The organism is Palleronia rufa, assembly GCF_000743715.1.
In the GTDB taxonomy this organism is placed as follows: Bacteria; Pseudomonadota; Alphaproteobacteria; order Rhodobacterales; family Rhodobacteraceae; genus Palleronia; species Palleronia rufa.
Map to the genome: position 1 here is coordinate 1 of NZ_JQEY01000008.1, position 14,260 is coordinate 14,260.

Annotated in this window: 17 protein-coding genes; 11 read left to right on the forward strand and 6 right to left on the reverse strand. The window is 69.9% G+C overall.

The genetic code is table 11. The features are described 5' to 3' along the window. A partial coding sequence (locus tag KW83_RS11430) for an IS5 family transposase (RefSeq protein ID WP_152563573.1) occupies nt 1–465 on the forward strand: 465 nt, incomplete at its 5' end. Nucleotides 466–712: 247 nt separating this feature from the next. Here KW83_RS11430 and serS read toward each other — a convergent pair. Continuing rightward, nucleotides 713–1,978: a serine--tRNA ligase gene (gene serS, locus KW83_RS11435; RefSeq protein ID WP_036178695.1), complete on the reverse strand. Its 1,266-nt coding sequence runs from the start codon at nt 1,976–1,978 to the stop codon at nt 713–715. A 278-nt stretch (nt 1,979–2,256) separates the two neighbouring features. Here serS and yajC point away from each other — a divergent pair, with 278 nt between their 5' ends. From yajC to tsf, 8 genes are all read left to right on the forward strand, one after another. After that, nucleotides 2,257–2,583: a preprotein translocase subunit YajC gene (gene yajC, locus KW83_RS11440; protein ID WP_036178698.1), complete on the forward strand. Its 327-nt coding sequence runs from the start codon at nt 2,257–2,259 to the stop codon at nt 2,581–2,583. 24 nt (nt 2,584–2,607) lie between these two features. Further along, entirely contained in the window at nt 2,608–4,281 is a 1,674-nt protein-coding gene (secD, locus tag KW83_RS11445; RefSeq protein WP_036178701.1) for a protein translocase subunit SecD, read from the forward strand. 2 nt (nt 4,282–4,283) lie between these two features. After that, a complete protein-coding gene (secF, locus tag KW83_RS11450; RefSeq protein ID WP_036178704.1) occupies nt 4,284–5,258 on the forward strand; it encodes a protein translocase subunit SecF in 975 nt (324 codons plus the stop codon). A gap of 3 nt (nt 5,259–5,261) precedes the next feature. Beyond that, nucleotides 5,262–5,615 (forward strand): Mth938-like domain-containing protein, encoded by a 354-nt coding sequence (locus tag KW83_RS11455; RefSeq protein ID WP_036178706.1) that lies wholly within the window; start codon nt 5,262–5,264, stop codon nt 5,613–5,615. A gap of 4 nt (nt 5,616–5,619) precedes the next feature. Further along, nucleotides 5,620–6,222, forward strand: a complete 603-nt coding sequence (gene ccmA / locus KW83_RS11460) for a heme ABC exporter ATP-binding protein CcmA (protein WP_036178709.1) — start codon at nt 5,620–5,622, stop codon at nt 6,220–6,222. Between the two features lie 334 nt (nt 6,223–6,556). After that, nucleotides 6,557–7,213, forward strand: coding sequence for a heme exporter protein CcmB (ccmB, locus tag KW83_RS11465; RefSeq protein ID WP_036178712.1), 657 nt, complete (start codon nt 6,557–6,559; stop codon nt 7,211–7,213). 307 nt (nt 7,214–7,520) lie between these two features. Continuing rightward, on the forward strand, nt 7,521–8,375 hold the full coding sequence (rpsB, locus tag KW83_RS11470; RefSeq protein WP_036178714.1) for a 30S ribosomal protein S2: 855 nt from the start codon (nt 7,521–7,523) through the stop codon (nt 8,373–8,375). 83 nt (nt 8,376–8,458) lie between these two features. Beyond that, nucleotides 8,459–9,334 carry a translation elongation factor Ts gene (gene tsf / locus KW83_RS11475; RefSeq protein ID WP_036178718.1) on the forward strand — a complete coding sequence of 292 codons (876 nt, stop codon included), beginning with the start codon at nt 8,459–8,461 and terminating at the stop codon, nt 9,332–9,334. A 425-nt stretch (nt 9,335–9,759) separates the two neighbouring features. On the opposite strand, the gene aroQ is transcribed toward tsf, so the two are convergent. Continuing rightward, nucleotides 9,760–10,197: a type II 3-dehydroquinate dehydratase gene (gene aroQ, locus KW83_RS11480; protein WP_036178983.1), complete on the reverse strand. Its 438-nt coding sequence runs from the start codon at nt 10,195–10,197 to the stop codon at nt 9,760–9,762. A gap of 195 nt (nt 10,198–10,392) precedes the next feature. Between aroQ and KW83_RS21710 the strand changes: the two genes are divergently transcribed. Beyond that, nucleotides 10,393–10,521: a hypothetical protein gene (locus KW83_RS21710; RefSeq protein WP_268745544.1), complete on the forward strand. Its 129-nt coding sequence runs from the start codon at nt 10,393–10,395 to the stop codon at nt 10,519–10,521. Beyond that, entirely contained in the window at nt 10,518–10,721 is a 204-nt protein-coding gene (locus tag KW83_RS11485) for a hypothetical protein (protein ID WP_036178721.1), read from the forward strand. The genes KW83_RS21710 and KW83_RS11485 overlap by 4 nt, the downstream gene beginning before the upstream one ends. Before the next feature lie 25 nt (nt 10,722–10,746). Here KW83_RS11485 and KW83_RS11490 read toward each other — a convergent pair whose 3' ends face one another. The 4 genes from KW83_RS11490 to KW83_RS11505 are packed head-to-tail and all read right to left on the reverse strand — an operon-like array spanning nt 10,747 to nt 14,143. Beyond that, nucleotides 10,747–11,364, reverse strand: a complete 618-nt coding sequence (locus KW83_RS11490) for a TetR/AcrR family transcriptional regulator (protein WP_036178723.1) — start codon at nt 11,362–11,364, stop codon at nt 10,747–10,749. Next, the gene (gene ppk2, locus KW83_RS11495) at nt 11,357–12,229 is read right to left on the reverse strand and encodes a polyphosphate kinase 2 (protein ID WP_036178726.1); all 873 of its coding nucleotides are present in this window, start codon (nt 12,227–12,229) and stop codon (nt 11,357–11,359) included. The genes KW83_RS11490 and ppk2 overlap by 8 nt, the downstream gene beginning before the upstream one ends. A 41-nt stretch (nt 12,230–12,270) precedes the next feature. Next, nucleotides 12,271–13,212: an alpha/beta fold hydrolase gene (locus KW83_RS11500; protein ID WP_036178728.1), complete on the reverse strand. Its 942-nt coding sequence runs from the start codon at nt 13,210–13,212 to the stop codon at nt 12,271–12,273. 13 nt (nt 13,213–13,225) lie between these two features. Beyond that, nucleotides 13,226–14,143, reverse strand: a complete 918-nt coding sequence (locus KW83_RS11505; RefSeq protein ID WP_036178731.1) for a homoserine O-succinyltransferase — start codon at nt 14,141–14,143, stop codon at nt 13,226–13,228. Nucleotides 14,144–14,260 lie beyond the last annotated feature (117 nt).

Below are 14,260 nucleotides of genomic sequence, written 5' to 3' on the forward strand. Positions count from 1 at the left end.
ACGCTGGAGGTTCGGGCGCTCGAGATTACCGGAAGCCACATCGGTGATGCGCCGGTGATGCCCGATCTGCTCAACCAAATTCCGGCGGACGAGGCGATCGGCAGCGTCACTGCAGACGGTGCCTATGATACCCGCAAATGCCACGACGCCATCGCTGACCGCGGGGCGAATGCCGTCATCCCACCCCGCAAGAACGCCAAGCCGTGGAAGACCGTCACTGCGGGTGCCGTGGCCAGAAACGAGGCCCTGCGAGCTTCGAAATATCTCCGTCGAGCGATCTGGCGAAACTGGAGCGGATACCACCGCCGAAGCCGCGTCGAAACCAAGATGCACTGCGTTAAATTGCTGGGGCAGCGCCTCATGGCGCGGGACTTCGACCGACAAGTCGCGGAAGTCCAGGTCCGCATCGCCGTCATGAACGGCTACACCGCCCTTGGCATCCCTGTCACAGAGGCCGTGGGATGAATCCGTCCGGGGAAAGGGGAATCTCGGGTATTAAAAGCTTTGTGCAACAGAGCCACCTGGGGATATAGCTTGCTAAGGGGTTGCCCGGAAATCCGAGAGGTCTCATTCATCATAGCAGTGAAAGTGCGATACCAAACATCTACCCAGTCTAGAAGAGTATTGTCTACGTCAGTGATAAGTACTTTCTTCATGCGAATAGACGCCCATTCTGATCTCGTTTGACGTTGAGTAAATGCAAAGAGTTAAGCTAAAATAAACTATCCCCCATATACCCCCGCAGGACCTCCGGGACCACCACACTCCCGTCCGCCTGCTGCCCGTTCTCCAGCACGGCGATCAGGGCGCGGCCCACGGCCAGGCCGGAGCCGTTCAGGGTGTGGACGAACGCGGGCTTGCCGCCGTCCGAAGGCTTGAAGCGTGCGTTCATGCGGCGGGCCTGGAAGTCGCCGCAGGTGGAGACCGAGGAGATCTCTCGGTAGCGGTTCTGGCCCGGCAGCCAGACCTCGATGTCGAAGGTGCGGCGGGCGCCGAAGCCGGTGTCGCCGGAGCAGAGTTTCATCGTACGGTAAGGGAGTTTCAACGCTTCCAGGATACGTTCGGCGCAGGCGAGCATCCGCAGCTGCTCGTCCTCCGACGCGTCGGGGTGGGTGATCGAGACCATCTCGACCTTCTCGAACTGGTGCTGGCGGAGCATTCCGGCCGTGTCCTTGCCCGCGGACCCGGCCTCCGACCGGAAGCAGAGCGTGTGGGCGACGTAGCGGCGGGGCAGGGTGCCCTCGTCCAGGGTCTGGCCGGCGGGGATGTTGGTGAGCGTGACCTCCGACGTGGGCGTGAGCCACCAGCCGTCGGTGGTGCGGTAGCTGTCCTCGGCGAACTTGGGCAGCTGGCCGGTGCCGAGCATGGCGTCGTCCCTGACCAGCACGGGGGGGTTGACCTCTGTCAGGCCGTTTTCGGTCACGTGGGTGTCGAGCATGAACTGCGCCAGCGCCCGGTGGAGGCGGGCGACGGGACCGGAGAGGAGCACGAAACGGGAGCCGGAGAGGCGGGCGGCGGTCCCGAAGTCCAGATGGGGCGCGGCGGCGGGGATGTCGTAATGCTCCCGCGCGAAGGGCAGGTCCGGGGGGGTGCCGTGGCGCTTGACCTCCAGGTTGTCGGAGTCGTCCGTGCCGTCGGGCACGTCGGGCGCGAGGATGTTGGGCAGGGCGAGGAGCTGGGCGATCAGCTCCGCGTCCCTCTCGCGGGCGATGCGCTCCTGGTCGGCAAGCTCGGCCTTGGTGCGGGCGATGTCGGCGCGCAGGGAGTCGAAGAGGGCGTCGTCCCCCGCGGCCTTGGCGGCCCCGACCTGTTTCGAGGCCGCGTTCTGGGCGGCGCGGGCGGTCTCGGCGGCATGGATGGCGGCGCGGCGGGCCTCATCCAGGGCCAGCAGAGGGGCGGAGGCGTTGGCGATGCCGCGCCGGGCCATGGCGGCGTCGAAACCGGCGGGGTCGTCGCGGATCAGGCGGATGTCGTGCATGGGCGGCCTGCCTTGGTCTGATGGGGTCGGTCCGCCGCGGTATGCCCGATGCCGGCGGGGGGGGGAAGGGGCGCGGTGCGGGCGGCCGCGCGGGAGCGTCGCGGCGCGTGAGGCGGCCCCGGGACGGCCGGTTCCGGCCGGGCAGGGGCCCGCCGGGCGGCCTTGACATCCCCGCGATCCGGCGGCGGCGGGCTTGCTGGACAAGCTGCGGCCCCACAGATAGGACGGAGCCGATTTCAAAGGCGGGCCGTGGGCCTGCGACAGACGAGGACGACCAGATGTTTGCCACACCCGCCTTTGCCCAGGCTGCCGGCGGCGGTGCCGGGGGGGCCCTTGCCTCTTTCGTGCCGCTGATCCTGATCTTCGCGATCATGTATTTCCTGCTGATCCGTCCGCAGCAGAAACGCGCCAAGGAGCATCAGAAGATGGTCGCCGCGGTGCGCCGGGGAGACCACGTGGTGACCGCCGGCGGGCTGATCGGCAAGGTCACCAAGGTGCGCGACGACGGCGAGATCGAGGTCGAGCTGTCGGAGGGCGTCAAGGTCCGCGTGGTCCAGAACACCATCGCCCAGGTCCGCTCCAAGACCGAGCCGGCCGAGGCCTGATCCGCACCCCGAAGGATACGTCGCATGTTGCAGGTCCCGCTCTGGAAGCGAGTCTTCATCTGGGGACTGGTGCTGGCGGGTCTGCTGCTGGCCGTGCCCAACCTGTTCTACAGCCGGGTCGAGCAGGCCAACGATGCCCGCGCCGAGATCGAGACGCTGGGCGCCACGCCCGAGCGGACCGCCGCGGCGGCGGGCTGGCCGTCCTACCTGCCCTCCGGTCTGGTGAACCTGGGGCTCGACCTGCGGGGCGGCGCGCATCTGCTGGCCGAGGTCAAGGTGTCGGACGTCTATGCCCAGCGCATGGACGGGATCTGGCCGGAACTGCGCGACGCGCTGCGCGCCGCGCGCGCGGACATCGGCACGATCCGCCGCGTGGACGACGGCGGCGACGTGCTGCAGGTGCGGATCTCCAACCCCCAGGGGCTGCCGCGCGCGCTTGAGATCGCGCGCGGGCTGGCCCGGCCGGTGGCGTCGCTGACCGGCGCCGGGGCCAGCGACATCGACGTGGCCGGCACCACCGAGGGCGACACCGCGCTGCTGACGGTGCAGCTGTCGGAGGCCGAGCGCGCCGCGACGGACGACCGCACCGTCCGCCAGAGCCTGGAGATCATCCGCCGCCGCGTGGACGAGGTCGGAACCCGGGAGCCGACGATCCAGCGCCAGGGCGCGGACCGGATCCTGATCCAGGTGCCGGGCATCGGGTCGGCCGAAGAGCTGAAGGCGCTGATCGGGACCACGGCGCAGCTGACATTCAACCCGGTGGTGGGCCGCGCCGACAGCGCCGACGCGACTCCGGGCCCGGGCAATGTCATATATCCGTCGCTGGACCAGGAGGGCGTGTTCTACGAACTGGAACGCACCCCCGTCGTCACCGGCGAAAGTCTGGTCGACGCCCAGCCCGGCTTTGACCAGAACGGACGCCCGGCGGTGACCTTCCGGTTCGACCCCCAGGGCGCGCGCGCCTTCGGCGACTACACGGCCGAGAACATCGGCAACCCCTTCGCCATCGTTCTGGACGCCGAGGTGATCTCTGCCCCCGTCATCCAGAGCCACATCCCCGGCGGGTCGGGGATCATCACCGGCAACTTCACGGTCGAAGGTTCGACCGACCTGGCGGTGCTGCTGCGGGCGGGCGCCCTGCCGGCCGAGCTGGCGTTCCTGGAAGAGCGCACCGTCGGCCCGGAACTGGGGCAGGACAGCATCGAGGCCGGGCGCATCGCGTCCATGGTCGCCTTCGCCGCGGTGATGGTTCTGATGGCGGCCAGCTACGGTCTGTTCGGAATCTTCGCCAATGTCGCGCTGATCGTCAACGTCGCGCTGATCTTCGGGCTGCTTAGCCTGATCGGCGCGACGCTGACCCTGCCGGGCATCGCCGGGATCGTGCTGACCATCGGCATGGCGGTGGACGCCAACGTGCTGGTCTTCGAGCGCATCCGCGAGGAGATGCGGACCGCGAAGGGACCGAGCCGCGCCATCGCCCAGGGCTACGAGCGCGCGCTTTCGGCGATCGTGGACGCCAACATCACCACGTTCATCATCGCCATGATCCTGTTCACGCTGGGTTCCGGCCCGGTGCGCGGCTTCGCGGTGACGCTGGGGCTGGGCATCCTGACCAGCGTGTTCACCGCGATCTACGTCACCCGGCTGATGATCGTCACCTGGTTCGACCGCCGCCGCCCGAAAACCATCGAGGTCTGAGCATGAAGCGCCTGAAACTCGTCAAGGACGACGTGAACATCGACTGGTTCAAGCACGCGCGGCTGACCTTCGGGGCGTCCTGCGTGGCGGTGGTGCTGAGCGTCGTGGTCTGGGCGATCCTGGGGCTGAACTTCGGCATCGACTTCCAGGGCGGCACGACGATCCGCACCCAGGCCGAGGAATCCGTGGACGTGGCCGCCTACCGCGCCGCCCTGGCGCCGCTGGGTCTGGGGGATGTGGTGATCTCGGAGGTGTACGACCCCGGCTTCGCGACCAACGCCGCCAACGTGGCGATGGTGCGCATCGCCGCCCAGCCGGGAGAGGACAGCGTGACCCCCGAGACGGTGAACGCGGTGCGCGGCGCATTGGCCGAGGTCGCGCCGTCGGTGACGTTCACCTCCGTCGAGTCGGTCGGGCCGAAAGTGTCCGGAGAGCTGATCCGGACCGCGTTCCTGGCCGTGGCGGCGTCCCTGGGCGCGATCCTGATCTACATCTGGCTCAGGTTCGAATGGCAGTTCTCCCTGGGCGCGGTGGCGGCGCTGTTTCACGACGTGATCCTGACCATCGGGATCTTTTCCGTGCTGCGCATCCAGTTCGACCTGGCGACCATCGCGGCGATCCTGACCATCATCGGCTATTCGATCAACGACACGGTGGTGATCTTCGACCGGCTGCGCGAGAACCTGATCAAATACAAGAGCCGGGACCTGCGCGAGGTGATGAACCTCAGCGTCAACGAGACGCTGAGCCGGACGGTGATGACCTCGGGCACAACGCTGGTGGCGCTGATCGCGCTGCTGGTGCTGGGCGGCGACGTGATCCGCGGCTTCGTCTTCGCGATCACCTGGGGGGTGATCGTGGGCACCTATTCGTCGGTCTTCGTGGCCAAGAACATCGTCCTGATGCTGGGCGTCAAGCGCGACTGGTCCAAGCCCGACAAGACCGAGGGCAACCAGTTCGCGGCGCCGGGTCCCTAGGCCGTGGAACTGCACGAGGTTCCGTTCGAGGGGGTCACCCCGATCGACGGCTACGGGCCGGGGTTCTTCCGGGTCGCAGGCCGGCGGCACGAAGGCGCGATGGTGCTGCTGCCCGGCGGGCGGTCGTCCTGGGGCGGCTACGGCGACACCGCGCGGCTGGTTGCGGCGGCGGGCGACGTGGACGTGGTGCTGGTCGGCACCGGCCCCGAGATGACGGCCCTGCCGCGCGGGTTCCGCGGCGCGCTGGAAGACGCCGGCATCGGGGTCGAGGTCATGGCCTCCGGCCAGGCCTGCCGGACCTACAACGTGCTCCTGGGAGAGGGGCGGCGGGTGGGTGCGGCGCTGCTGCCGGCGTGAGCGCATGAGGGTCGAGGTCCGCGACCTGGCCGTGGGGCGCGGCGGCGTTCCGGTTCTGGCGGGCCTGTCCTTCGCGGTCGAACCGGGCCGCGCGCTGATCCTCAGGGGGCCGAACGGGGCCGGCAAGACCACGCTGCTGCGCACGCTGGCCGGGCTGCAGCCGCCCTATGCCGGGACCGTGGCGCCGGGGCCGGGGCAGGTGGCCTACGGCGCCCATGCCGACGGGATGAAGGGGCAGCTGACGGTGCTGGAGAACCTGTCGTTCTGGGCCGGGCTGCACGGCGGCGGCGGCGTGGCGGCGGCGCTGGAGGCCTTCGCGCTGACCGCGCTGGAGGACCGGCTGGCCCAGCATCTCTCCGCCGGGCAGCGGCGGCGTCTGGGTCTGGCACGGCTCATGGTCGCGGACCGCCCGGTGTGGTGCCTGGACGAGCCGACCGTGTCGCTCGACACCGCCAATACCGCGCGCTTCGTGGCCATGGTCGAACGCCACCTGGGCGCGGGCGGCACGGCGATCCTGGCCACCCATATCGACCTGGGCCTGGCCGGGGACACGCTGGACGTCCGCGCCCACCGCGCACGGGCTAGGCACATGGACGGCATCGCGTGAACTTGGGGACAGGCGATCCGGCGCGGGACGGGGGATCCACGGCGATCGCCGCGGGGCCGTTCGCGCACCCGCCCGACCGCTCTGCGGGCCGCGCACGGGCCGGGACGGACCGCGCCCGCCGCCGTGAGCGGGGTCGGGCCCCTGCGACCGGTCCTGCCGCCCGGCTTCGGGGCCCCGGCGGTCCGGCGCCCGGTCCCTGCGGCACCGCGACGGCACGCCGGCAGGCGGTCCGGGATCGTTGCGTGCTTTCGCCGGCGGCGGGCGGCGCGGTTCCCGAGGCCCTCCATCCGCGGCGGGCGCCGGCCGTCCGTCCCGCGGACCGGGAGACCGGCGCGTGATCCGCCTCATCTTCCGCGACCTGACGCTGGGCCTTCGCGCGGGCGGCGGCTTCGGGCTCGGCCTCGCGTTCTTTCTGATCGTCACCGTGCTCGTCCCCTTTGCCGTCGGTCCGGAGACCGCGCGCCTGGCCCCGATCGCGCCCGGCATCCTGTGGCTCGCGGCCCTGCTGGCGTGCCTGCTGTCGCTCGACCGGATCTTCGCGCTGGACCGCGAGGACGGGGCGCTGGACCTGCTGGCCACGGCGCCGATCCCGCTGGAGGGGCTGTCCCTGGCCAAGGCGGTGGCGCACTGGATCACCACCGGCTTGCCGCTGTCGCTGGCCGCCCCGGCGCTGGGGGTGCTGCTCAGCCTCGACTGGCCGGGCCATCTCTGGCTGGGGCTGTCGCTGCTCCTGGGCACCCCCGCCCTGTCGCTGATCGGCACCTTCGGCGCCGCGCTGACCGTGGGGCTGCGGCGCGGCGGGCTGCTGATGTCGCTTCTGGTGCTGCCGCTCTACATCCCGACGCTGGTCTTCGGCGCCGACGTGGCGCGGCGCGGGGCCGCGGGCCTGGACCCGGCCACGCCGCTGGCCCTTCTGGCGGCCGTCAGCCTGGGATGCCTCGCGGGGCTGCCCTTCGCCGCCGCCGCGGCGCTCCGGATCTCGCTGCGCTGAGGCGCCGCCCGGCCCCGCTCCGTACCGCGCGGTCCCTGCGGTCCGGCACGCGGCCCCCGGCTTCATCTTTCCCCAAATATCCCGGGGGAGTCGCCGCATGGCGACGGGGGCAGAGCCCCCGCCCGCCGCCGGGGTTCCGCGCCGGCCGCATCCCCCTTGCGCCCCGCCCCGAACCCCTGTAACGCAGCCGCACTTCACAGGCGGGGTCCGGGCCCGCGGGACAGACATCCCCGCGACGTCCACCGGTTGGGGCACATGCCCCTTGACGACCCTGCCGAGGATCGAAACCGGAAAAAGGAAACGACAGATGGCTCTACCCGAGTTCTCTCTGCGCCAGCTTCTCGAAGCGGGCGTTCACTTCGGCCACCAGACCCAGCGATGGAATCCCCGGATGGGCGAATTCATCTACGGCGACCGCAACGGCATCCACATCCTGGACCTGACCCAGACCGTTCCGATGCTGGACCGGGCCCTGCAGGTGGTGCGCGACACCGTGGCCAAGAACGGGCGCATCCTGTTCGTCGGCACCAAGCGCCAGGCCCAGAAGCCGATCGCCGACGCCGCCGAGCGCTGCGCGCAATACTACATGAACCACCGCTGGCTGGGCGGCACGCTGACCAACTGGAAGACCGTGTCCCAGTCGATCAACCGCCTGCGCGAGATCGACGAGCTGATGGTGGACGGCGCCGCCGGCCTGACCAAGCGCGAGCGTCTGTCCATGGAGCGCGACCAGGCCAAGCTGCAGGCGTCGCTGGGCGGTATCCGCGAGATGGGCGGCGTTCCCGACCTGCTGTTCGTCATCGACGTCAACAAGGAGGATCTGGCGATCCTCGAGGCCAAGAAGCTGGGCATCCCGGTCGTCGCCGTGGTCGACACCAACTGCTCGCCCGACGGGATCGACCATATCATCCCCGGCAACGACGACGCGGCCCGCGCCATCCAGCTCTATTGCGATCTGGTGAGCCGCGCGGCGCTGGACGGGATGTCGGCGCAGATGGCCTCGGCCGGCGTGGACATGGGCGCCATGGAAGAGCAGGCCGAAGAGGAAGAGATCCTTGAGACGCCGGCCAATGCCGAAGAGACCGTCGGCGTCTCCGACGAGGCGGTGGCCGACGACGCCATCGCCAAGGACGCGCCCTACGCGCTGGAAAACAAGGACTAGGACGCGGCCCGTCACGGGACGCGTCGCCGGAGCGGGACAGGACCCCCGCTCCGGGCTTATGAGGACATGAGGAGAGCCGCAGAATGGCGATCACCGCTGCAGACGTGAAGAAGCTCCGCGAATCCACCGGCGCGGGCATGATGGATGCCAAGAAGGCACTGACCGAGACGGATGGCGACATGGACGCCGCCGTGGACTGGCTGCGCACCAAGGGCCTGGCCAAGGCCGCCAAGAAGGCCGACCGCACCGCGGCAGAGGGGCTTGTGGCCGTCAAGGTCGACGGCGGCACCGGCGTTGCGGTCGAGATCAACTCCGAGACCGATTTCGTTGCCAAGAACGCCGAGTTCCAGGCGCTGGTGGGCGATGTGGCGGAGGCCGCGCTGGCCGTGGACGACGTGTCCGCCCTGGCCGAGGCCGACATGGGCGGCAAGCCCGTCAAGGAGCGCATCACCGACGCCATCGCCAAGATCGGCGAGAACATGACCCTGCGCCGGATGGAAAAGCTGTCGGGCGCCACGGTTGCGGCCTATGTGCACAACGCCGCCGCCGACGGCATGGGCAAGATCGGCGTTCTGGTCGCCTATACCGGCGACGACGCCGCGACCGCGCGCCAGGTCGCCATGCACATCGCCGCGGTCAAGCCCGCCGCGTTGAACGAACAGCAGCTCGACCCCGCCTTCGTCGAGAAGGAAAAGCAGGTCCAGATGGACATCGCGCGCGAGAGCGGCAAGCCCGAGCAGGTCATCGAGAAGATGATCGACGGCCGGATGAAGAAGTTCCTGGCCGAGGTCACGCTGGTCAACCAGGCTTTCGTGGTGAACCCGGACCTGACCGTGGGCGCGGCCGCCAGCGCGGCCGGGATCGAGATCACGGGCTTCGTGCGGATGGAAGTGGGCGAGGGGATCACCATAGAGAAAGAGGACTTCGCCGCCGAGGTCGCCAAGGCCGCCGGGCGCTGAACCGGCACTGCGGTTCACGGGGCGGGGACGGACAGCGGCGCGCCGGGCCACCGGCGCGCCGCGTGTCGTTCGGGGGGGGGGCGGGCGTGGCTCCGCCCGCTTCCGGCGCATGGCGCGGCGGGGGCGTTCCGTCCCGGGCGACCCTGGGGGAAAGATTGCGCCGCCCATGCGTCCGGTTGCCGGAGACGATCCGCCCGGATCCGTTCGACCGGGGGCCTTCGGACCGGTCGCGGCCGTGTCCCGCCGGTTCCAACCGCGCTCCGCCCCCGGCGGCGGCCTCGACCCGGGCGCCGCTCGCGTCCCGGTGCCGCCCGGCCCTGCACATACGCCGATCCCGGCGGCGGCGGCCCGCGCGGGACGCGGCCATCCAGCGGCGGCGCGCGCAAACCTCTGTGCGGCCCGGATGTGTCCGGGGCCCGTCCGCGTCAGCCCAGCAGCGTCGCCATCCGGTCCAGCGCGAAGAGATAGCCCTGGGTTCCGCAGCCGACGATGACGGCATCGGCGCGCGCGGAGATGTGGGAATGGTGGCGTAAGGCCTCCCGGGCGTGGACGTTCGAGATGTGAACCTCGATCACCGGCCCGTCGAAGGCGTTGAGCGCGTCGAGGATCGCCACGGAGGTATGGGTATAGGCGCCCGCGTTTATGACGATGCCCGCGGCCCCGTTCCGTGCGGCATGGATCAGATCGATCAGGTCGCCCTCATGGTTGGACTGGTGGCAATCGACGGTCAGGCCGAGCTCTGCGGCGCGGGCGGCGCAGGCGCCTTCCACATCCGCCAGGGTCTCGGCCCCGTAGATCCGGGGCTGGCGCTGGCCCAGCAGGTTCAGGTTGGGACCGTTGAGAAGGGTGATCTGGGACGGCATCGCGGCTCCGGGATGGCGGGTTCGCGGCGGATCATGGGGCGCACCGTCCGGCTTGTCCATCGCCCGGGGGGCGGCGCCGCGGCCGCGGCCGCCCGCCGCGCCGGCCTGCGGGGCGCGGCGGGCCGATATGCCGCGGAACCCCGCGCGCCCGGGCCTGCGTTTCCCGTCCAGTCGAAACGACATGAGGGAAAAACCATGTTCAATCCTTTGACAGGGATCGCGGCGATGGGCGGCACGCTGGCGGGTCTGGGCCTTGGGCTGGCGGCGGGAGCCGCACTGGCCGTCGCGGCGCACGGCGCCATGGCCATGGAGCCGAAGCGATGATCCTGCGGCTGGCCGCCGTGGGGGCGATCCATACCGCGGGCGGCGTGGCGATGGGCGTGACGGGGGTGCTGGCGCTCTGCACCGTGGCGCAGGTGGCCCAGAAGCTGGCGACGCGGCGGGCCCGCATGGCCATGCCGGACCTTCCGCCGAACCCGTTCGCGCCGCCGATGCCCGGATCGCCGACGACGCCGCCGCGCTAGGGGGCGCCGCGCGGCGGCCGGGGTGTCAGGTGTCGGGCGGGATCAGCCCGAGGCCGCGCAGATAGATGCCGATACCGGTTTCCAGAAGATCCTCTGGCGGAAAGGGCACGGTCGTGCCGGGAGAGTTGCGCGCGAAAAGCTCCACCACCCCGTGGCTCATCGCCCAGACATGGGCCGAGAACATGGAGGGCGGCGGGCGCTTTTCGCGCGGGATGTGTTCCGACAGGGCCTCTGCCGCGCGTTCCAGGACGCCGTTGGCGCGGGTGGCGACGGCGTGCAGGTCGGACGAGCGGTTGATGGAGATGCCGCTTTCGAACATGGCGACGTAATGGCCCGGATACGTCCGCGCGAAGGCCAGATAGGCCCGGCCCGTCGCCTCGAACGAGCGCAGGGCCGAGGGCTGGCCGGAGGCATAGGCGTAGTCCATCAGGTCGGCGAAGATCTCATAGCCCTGGCGGGCACATTCGGCGATCAGATCCTCGCGCCCCTCAAAATGGCGGTAGACCGCGGCGGGGGTGACGCCGGCGCGCTTGGCGGCCTCGGACATGGTGAAGCCGGTCGGGCCCTTTTCCTCGATCAGGACCAGGGTGGCATCCACCAGCGCCTGGGCCAGATTGCCGTGGTGATAGCCCTGCTTAGGCATCTTCCGGCCAGATCTCCGGGCCGCCGGCGATTTTGGGGTCCGGTGTGCGGGCAAGATCCGGATCCTTGCCGTCGTAATCCACGGCCCGTAGCACGGCCTGGATCGCGGCGATCCGCGCGCGGCGCTTGTCGTCGGCGCGGATCACGGTCCAGGGGGCGTGGTCCGAATGGGAACGCGCGAAGGTCTCCCCGATCGCCCGGGTGTAGGCGTCCCAGCGGTTCAGCCCCTCCACATCGACCCACGAGAGCTTCCACTGCTTGAGGGGATCGGTCTCCCGGTCGAGGAACCGGCGCAGCTGCTCGGCCCGACCGACGTTGAGCCAGAGCTTGACCAGGGTGATGCCGTCACGGACCAGCAGCGATTCGAATTCGTTGACCTGGGCGAAGAAGGACTCGCGCTCCTCGGGCGTGCAGAAGTCGAACACCGGCTCGACCACGGCGCGGTTGTACCAAGAGCGGTCGAAAAGCGCGATCTCACCCGCGCCTGGCAACTCCCTGATGTAGCGCTGGAAATACCATTCCTGCCGCTCCCGTTCGGACGGGGCGGACAGGGCCACCACGCGGGCCACGCGGGGGTTCATGTTCTCACCGAACCGCTTGATGGCGCCGCCCTTGCCGGCGGCGTCGCGCCCTTCGAACACCACCGCCACGCGCTTTCCGGTCGCCTTCACGTCGGACTGGAGGCGCACCAGCTGATGCTGAAGCGCCTCCAGCGTGGCCTGGTAGATCTTGCGCCGCATCTGCGTGTCGTAGGGGTAGCCTTCGGTGAGGATCCGGCCCTTGGCGTGGCCGGCGATGGCCGTCCGGACGCGCTCCGGCGCGGTCTGGTGAAAGGCGCTGATGGCGCCGTCGAAGGGCAGGGGCATGGGCGTCTCCTCAAGGGGTTCACCCTAGGAGCGGGGGCGGATCAGCGCAATCCGGCGCGGGCGGCGGCGCGGTCGATGGCGGCGGCGACGGCCTCCGGCGCGGCGTGATGGGGCATGTGGCCGATGCCGTCGAGCCGGGTCAGCACCGCGCCGGGCACCTGGGCGGCCAGCTTTTCGGAGTGGATGTCCAGCGGCACGACATCGTCGGCGGTGCCGTGGACGATCTCCAGCGGCAGGTCCAGCGACGGATAGCGTCCGGACATGCGCACCAGCTCGGGGCGCAAGGACTTCACCTGCTGGGCATTGGTGCGGAAGCTGTCGGGGCGCAGGGTCAGACCGGCGCCGACGTATTCGGCATAGCCCGGCGGCGGCTCCTGCGGGGCGAACACGCTGGCGATGGCGCGCCGCGCCAGCGATTTCGGCACGAAGGCAGAGATCAGCGGCACCGCCAGCCCGCCGCCGAGCGACGTGCCGGTGAACGTGTACATGATCCCCAGCCCGCCGGGCCAGGGCTGGGTCGCGCCCGACACGATGACGGCGGCGGCGGGATCGTGATCCAGCGCCCAGGCCATGGCGACCGCGCCGCCGTAGGAGTGGCCCAGCACGATCTCCCGGTCGATGCCCAGCGCGCTGGCGGCCGCCTTGAGAAGCCGCGCCTGCGCCTGCGGCCCTTCGGCGCGGGCGTCGAAGGCGCCGGCATAGTCGGGGTTGCCGTCGGTATAGCCCAGTCCGGGCCGGTCGAAGGCGGTGACGCGGTAGCGGTCCTTGACCCGGTCCACGAAATCGAAGGTCCAGTCGCGCAGGTTGCCGCTGGCGCCGTGAAGCAGCACGAGGTCCGGGCCGGACCCTTCCTGGACGTAATGCACCCGCCGCCCGTCGACCATGACGAAGCTGCCCAGGGGCGGATAGGCGTCCCGCGCGGCCGTTGCGCGGGTGTCGTTGCGCGTCTCCACGATGGCCGAGCACCCTGCGAGGGCCAGCATCGCGATCGCGGCGCTAGCGGCCGATCTTCTGGATATCATAGGGTGTCGACTGATAAATTTCGTTGATCCAGTTACCATATAGAAGATGCGCGTGGCTGCGCCAGCGGTTGACCGGCGGTCTCAACGGATCGTCATCGGTGTAGTAGTTGCAGGGCACGCCGATGCCGACGCCGGCGGCGACGTCGCGGTCGTATTCCTGCTTCAGCGTGTCGTCGTCATATTCGAAATGGTTGAAGTTGTAGATCGCGCGGTGGCCGGGGTCGGCCACCAGCGCCGGACCGGCCCCGTCGGACGCCAGAAGCGTCCTGAGGCCCGGCGCGCGCGCGATGTCGTCCTGGCGCATCTCCGTCCAGCGCGAGACCGGGATCACGCAATCGTCGGAGAACCCGCGCAGGAACGGCGAGGACGCGTCGAGCGTGCGGTGCCGGTAGCAGCCGAAGAGTTTGGCGGGCAGAAGGTGCTTCGGGACGCCGTGGAAATGGTTGATCATCGCCATGCCGCCCCAGCAGACGCCGAAGGTGGAATGGACGTTGGTCTGGGTCCAGTCCATGACCTGCCGCATCTCGTCCCAGTAGGTGACCTGATCGAACTCCAGGTGCTCGATCGGTGCGCCGGTGATGATGAGCCCGTCGAACTTCTCCTCCCGGACCTCGGCGAAGGGGCGGTAGAAGGCGGCCATATGGGCGGCGGCGGTGTTGCGGGTGCGGTGCTCCGACATGCGGATCAGCCGGAAGTCGATTTGCAGGGGGCCTGCGCCGATCAGCCGGGCGAACTGGTTCTCTGTCTGGATCTTCTTCGGCATGAGGTTGAGAAGCCCGATCTTCAGCGGACGGATGTCCTGGCGCATCGCGTCGGCCTCGGCCAGCACATGCACCCCCTCCCGTTTCAGGACGGAAAAGGCAGGCAGCGTGGCGGGCAGCTTGATCGGCATGACGGCGGGGCCTCTGGCGGTGGAGGTGCCGGGATACGGCGGATCGTCGGGGGCCTCAAGGCGGTGGCGGGCCGCATCCGGCGCGGCGGTCCGGATGGCGCCGTCCGGTCGATGGAC

What these genes read in the sequence shown, in the direction of transcription:
- serS (WP_036178695.1), bottom strand. Translation starts at nt 1,978, where the DNA reads ATGCACGACATCCGCCTGATCCGCGACGACCCCGCCGGTTTCGACGCC.
- yajC (WP_036178698.1), top strand. Translation starts at nt 2,257, where the DNA reads ATGTTTGCCACACCCGCCTTTGCCCAGGCTGCCGGCGGCGGTGCCGGG.
- secD (WP_036178701.1), top strand. Translation starts at nt 2,608, where the DNA reads ATGTTGCAGGTCCCGCTCTGGAAGCGAGTCTTCATCTGGGGACTGGTG.
- secF (WP_036178704.1), top strand. Translation starts at nt 4,284, where the DNA reads ATGAAGCGCCTGAAACTCGTCAAGGACGACGTGAACATCGACTGGTTC.
- ccmA (WP_036178709.1), top strand. Translation starts at nt 5,620, where the DNA reads ATGAGGGTCGAGGTCCGCGACCTGGCCGTGGGGCGCGGCGGCGTTCCG.
- rpsB (WP_036178714.1), top strand. Translation starts at nt 7,521, where the DNA reads ATGGCTCTACCCGAGTTCTCTCTGCGCCAGCTTCTCGAAGCGGGCGTT.
- tsf (WP_036178718.1), top strand. Translation starts at nt 8,459, where the DNA reads ATGGCGATCACCGCTGCAGACGTGAAGAAGCTCCGCGAATCCACCGGC.
- aroQ (WP_036178983.1), bottom strand. Translation starts at nt 10,197, where the DNA reads ATGCCGTCCCAGATCACCCTTCTCAACGGTCCCAACCTGAACCTGCTG.
- KW83_RS21710 (WP_268745544.1), top strand. Translation starts at nt 10,393, where the DNA reads ATGTTCAATCCTTTGACAGGGATCGCGGCGATGGGCGGCACGCTGGCG.
- KW83_RS11485 (WP_036178721.1), top strand. Translation starts at nt 10,518, where the DNA reads ATGATCCTGCGGCTGGCCGCCGTGGGGGCGATCCATACCGCGGGCGGC.
- KW83_RS11490 (WP_036178723.1), bottom strand. Translation starts at nt 11,364, where the DNA reads ATGCCTAAGCAGGGCTATCACCACGGCAATCTGGCCCAGGCGCTGGTG.
- ppk2 (WP_036178726.1), bottom strand. Translation starts at nt 12,229, where the DNA reads ATGCCCCTGCCCTTCGACGGCGCCATCAGCGCCTTTCACCAGACCGCG.
- KW83_RS11500 (WP_036178728.1), bottom strand. Translation starts at nt 13,212, where the DNA reads ATGCTGGCCCTCGCAGGGTGCTCGGCCATCGTGGAGACGCGCAACGAC.
- KW83_RS11505 (WP_036178731.1), bottom strand. Translation starts at nt 14,143, where the DNA reads ATGCCGATCAAGCTGCCCGCCACGCTGCCTGCCTTTTCCGTCCTGAAA.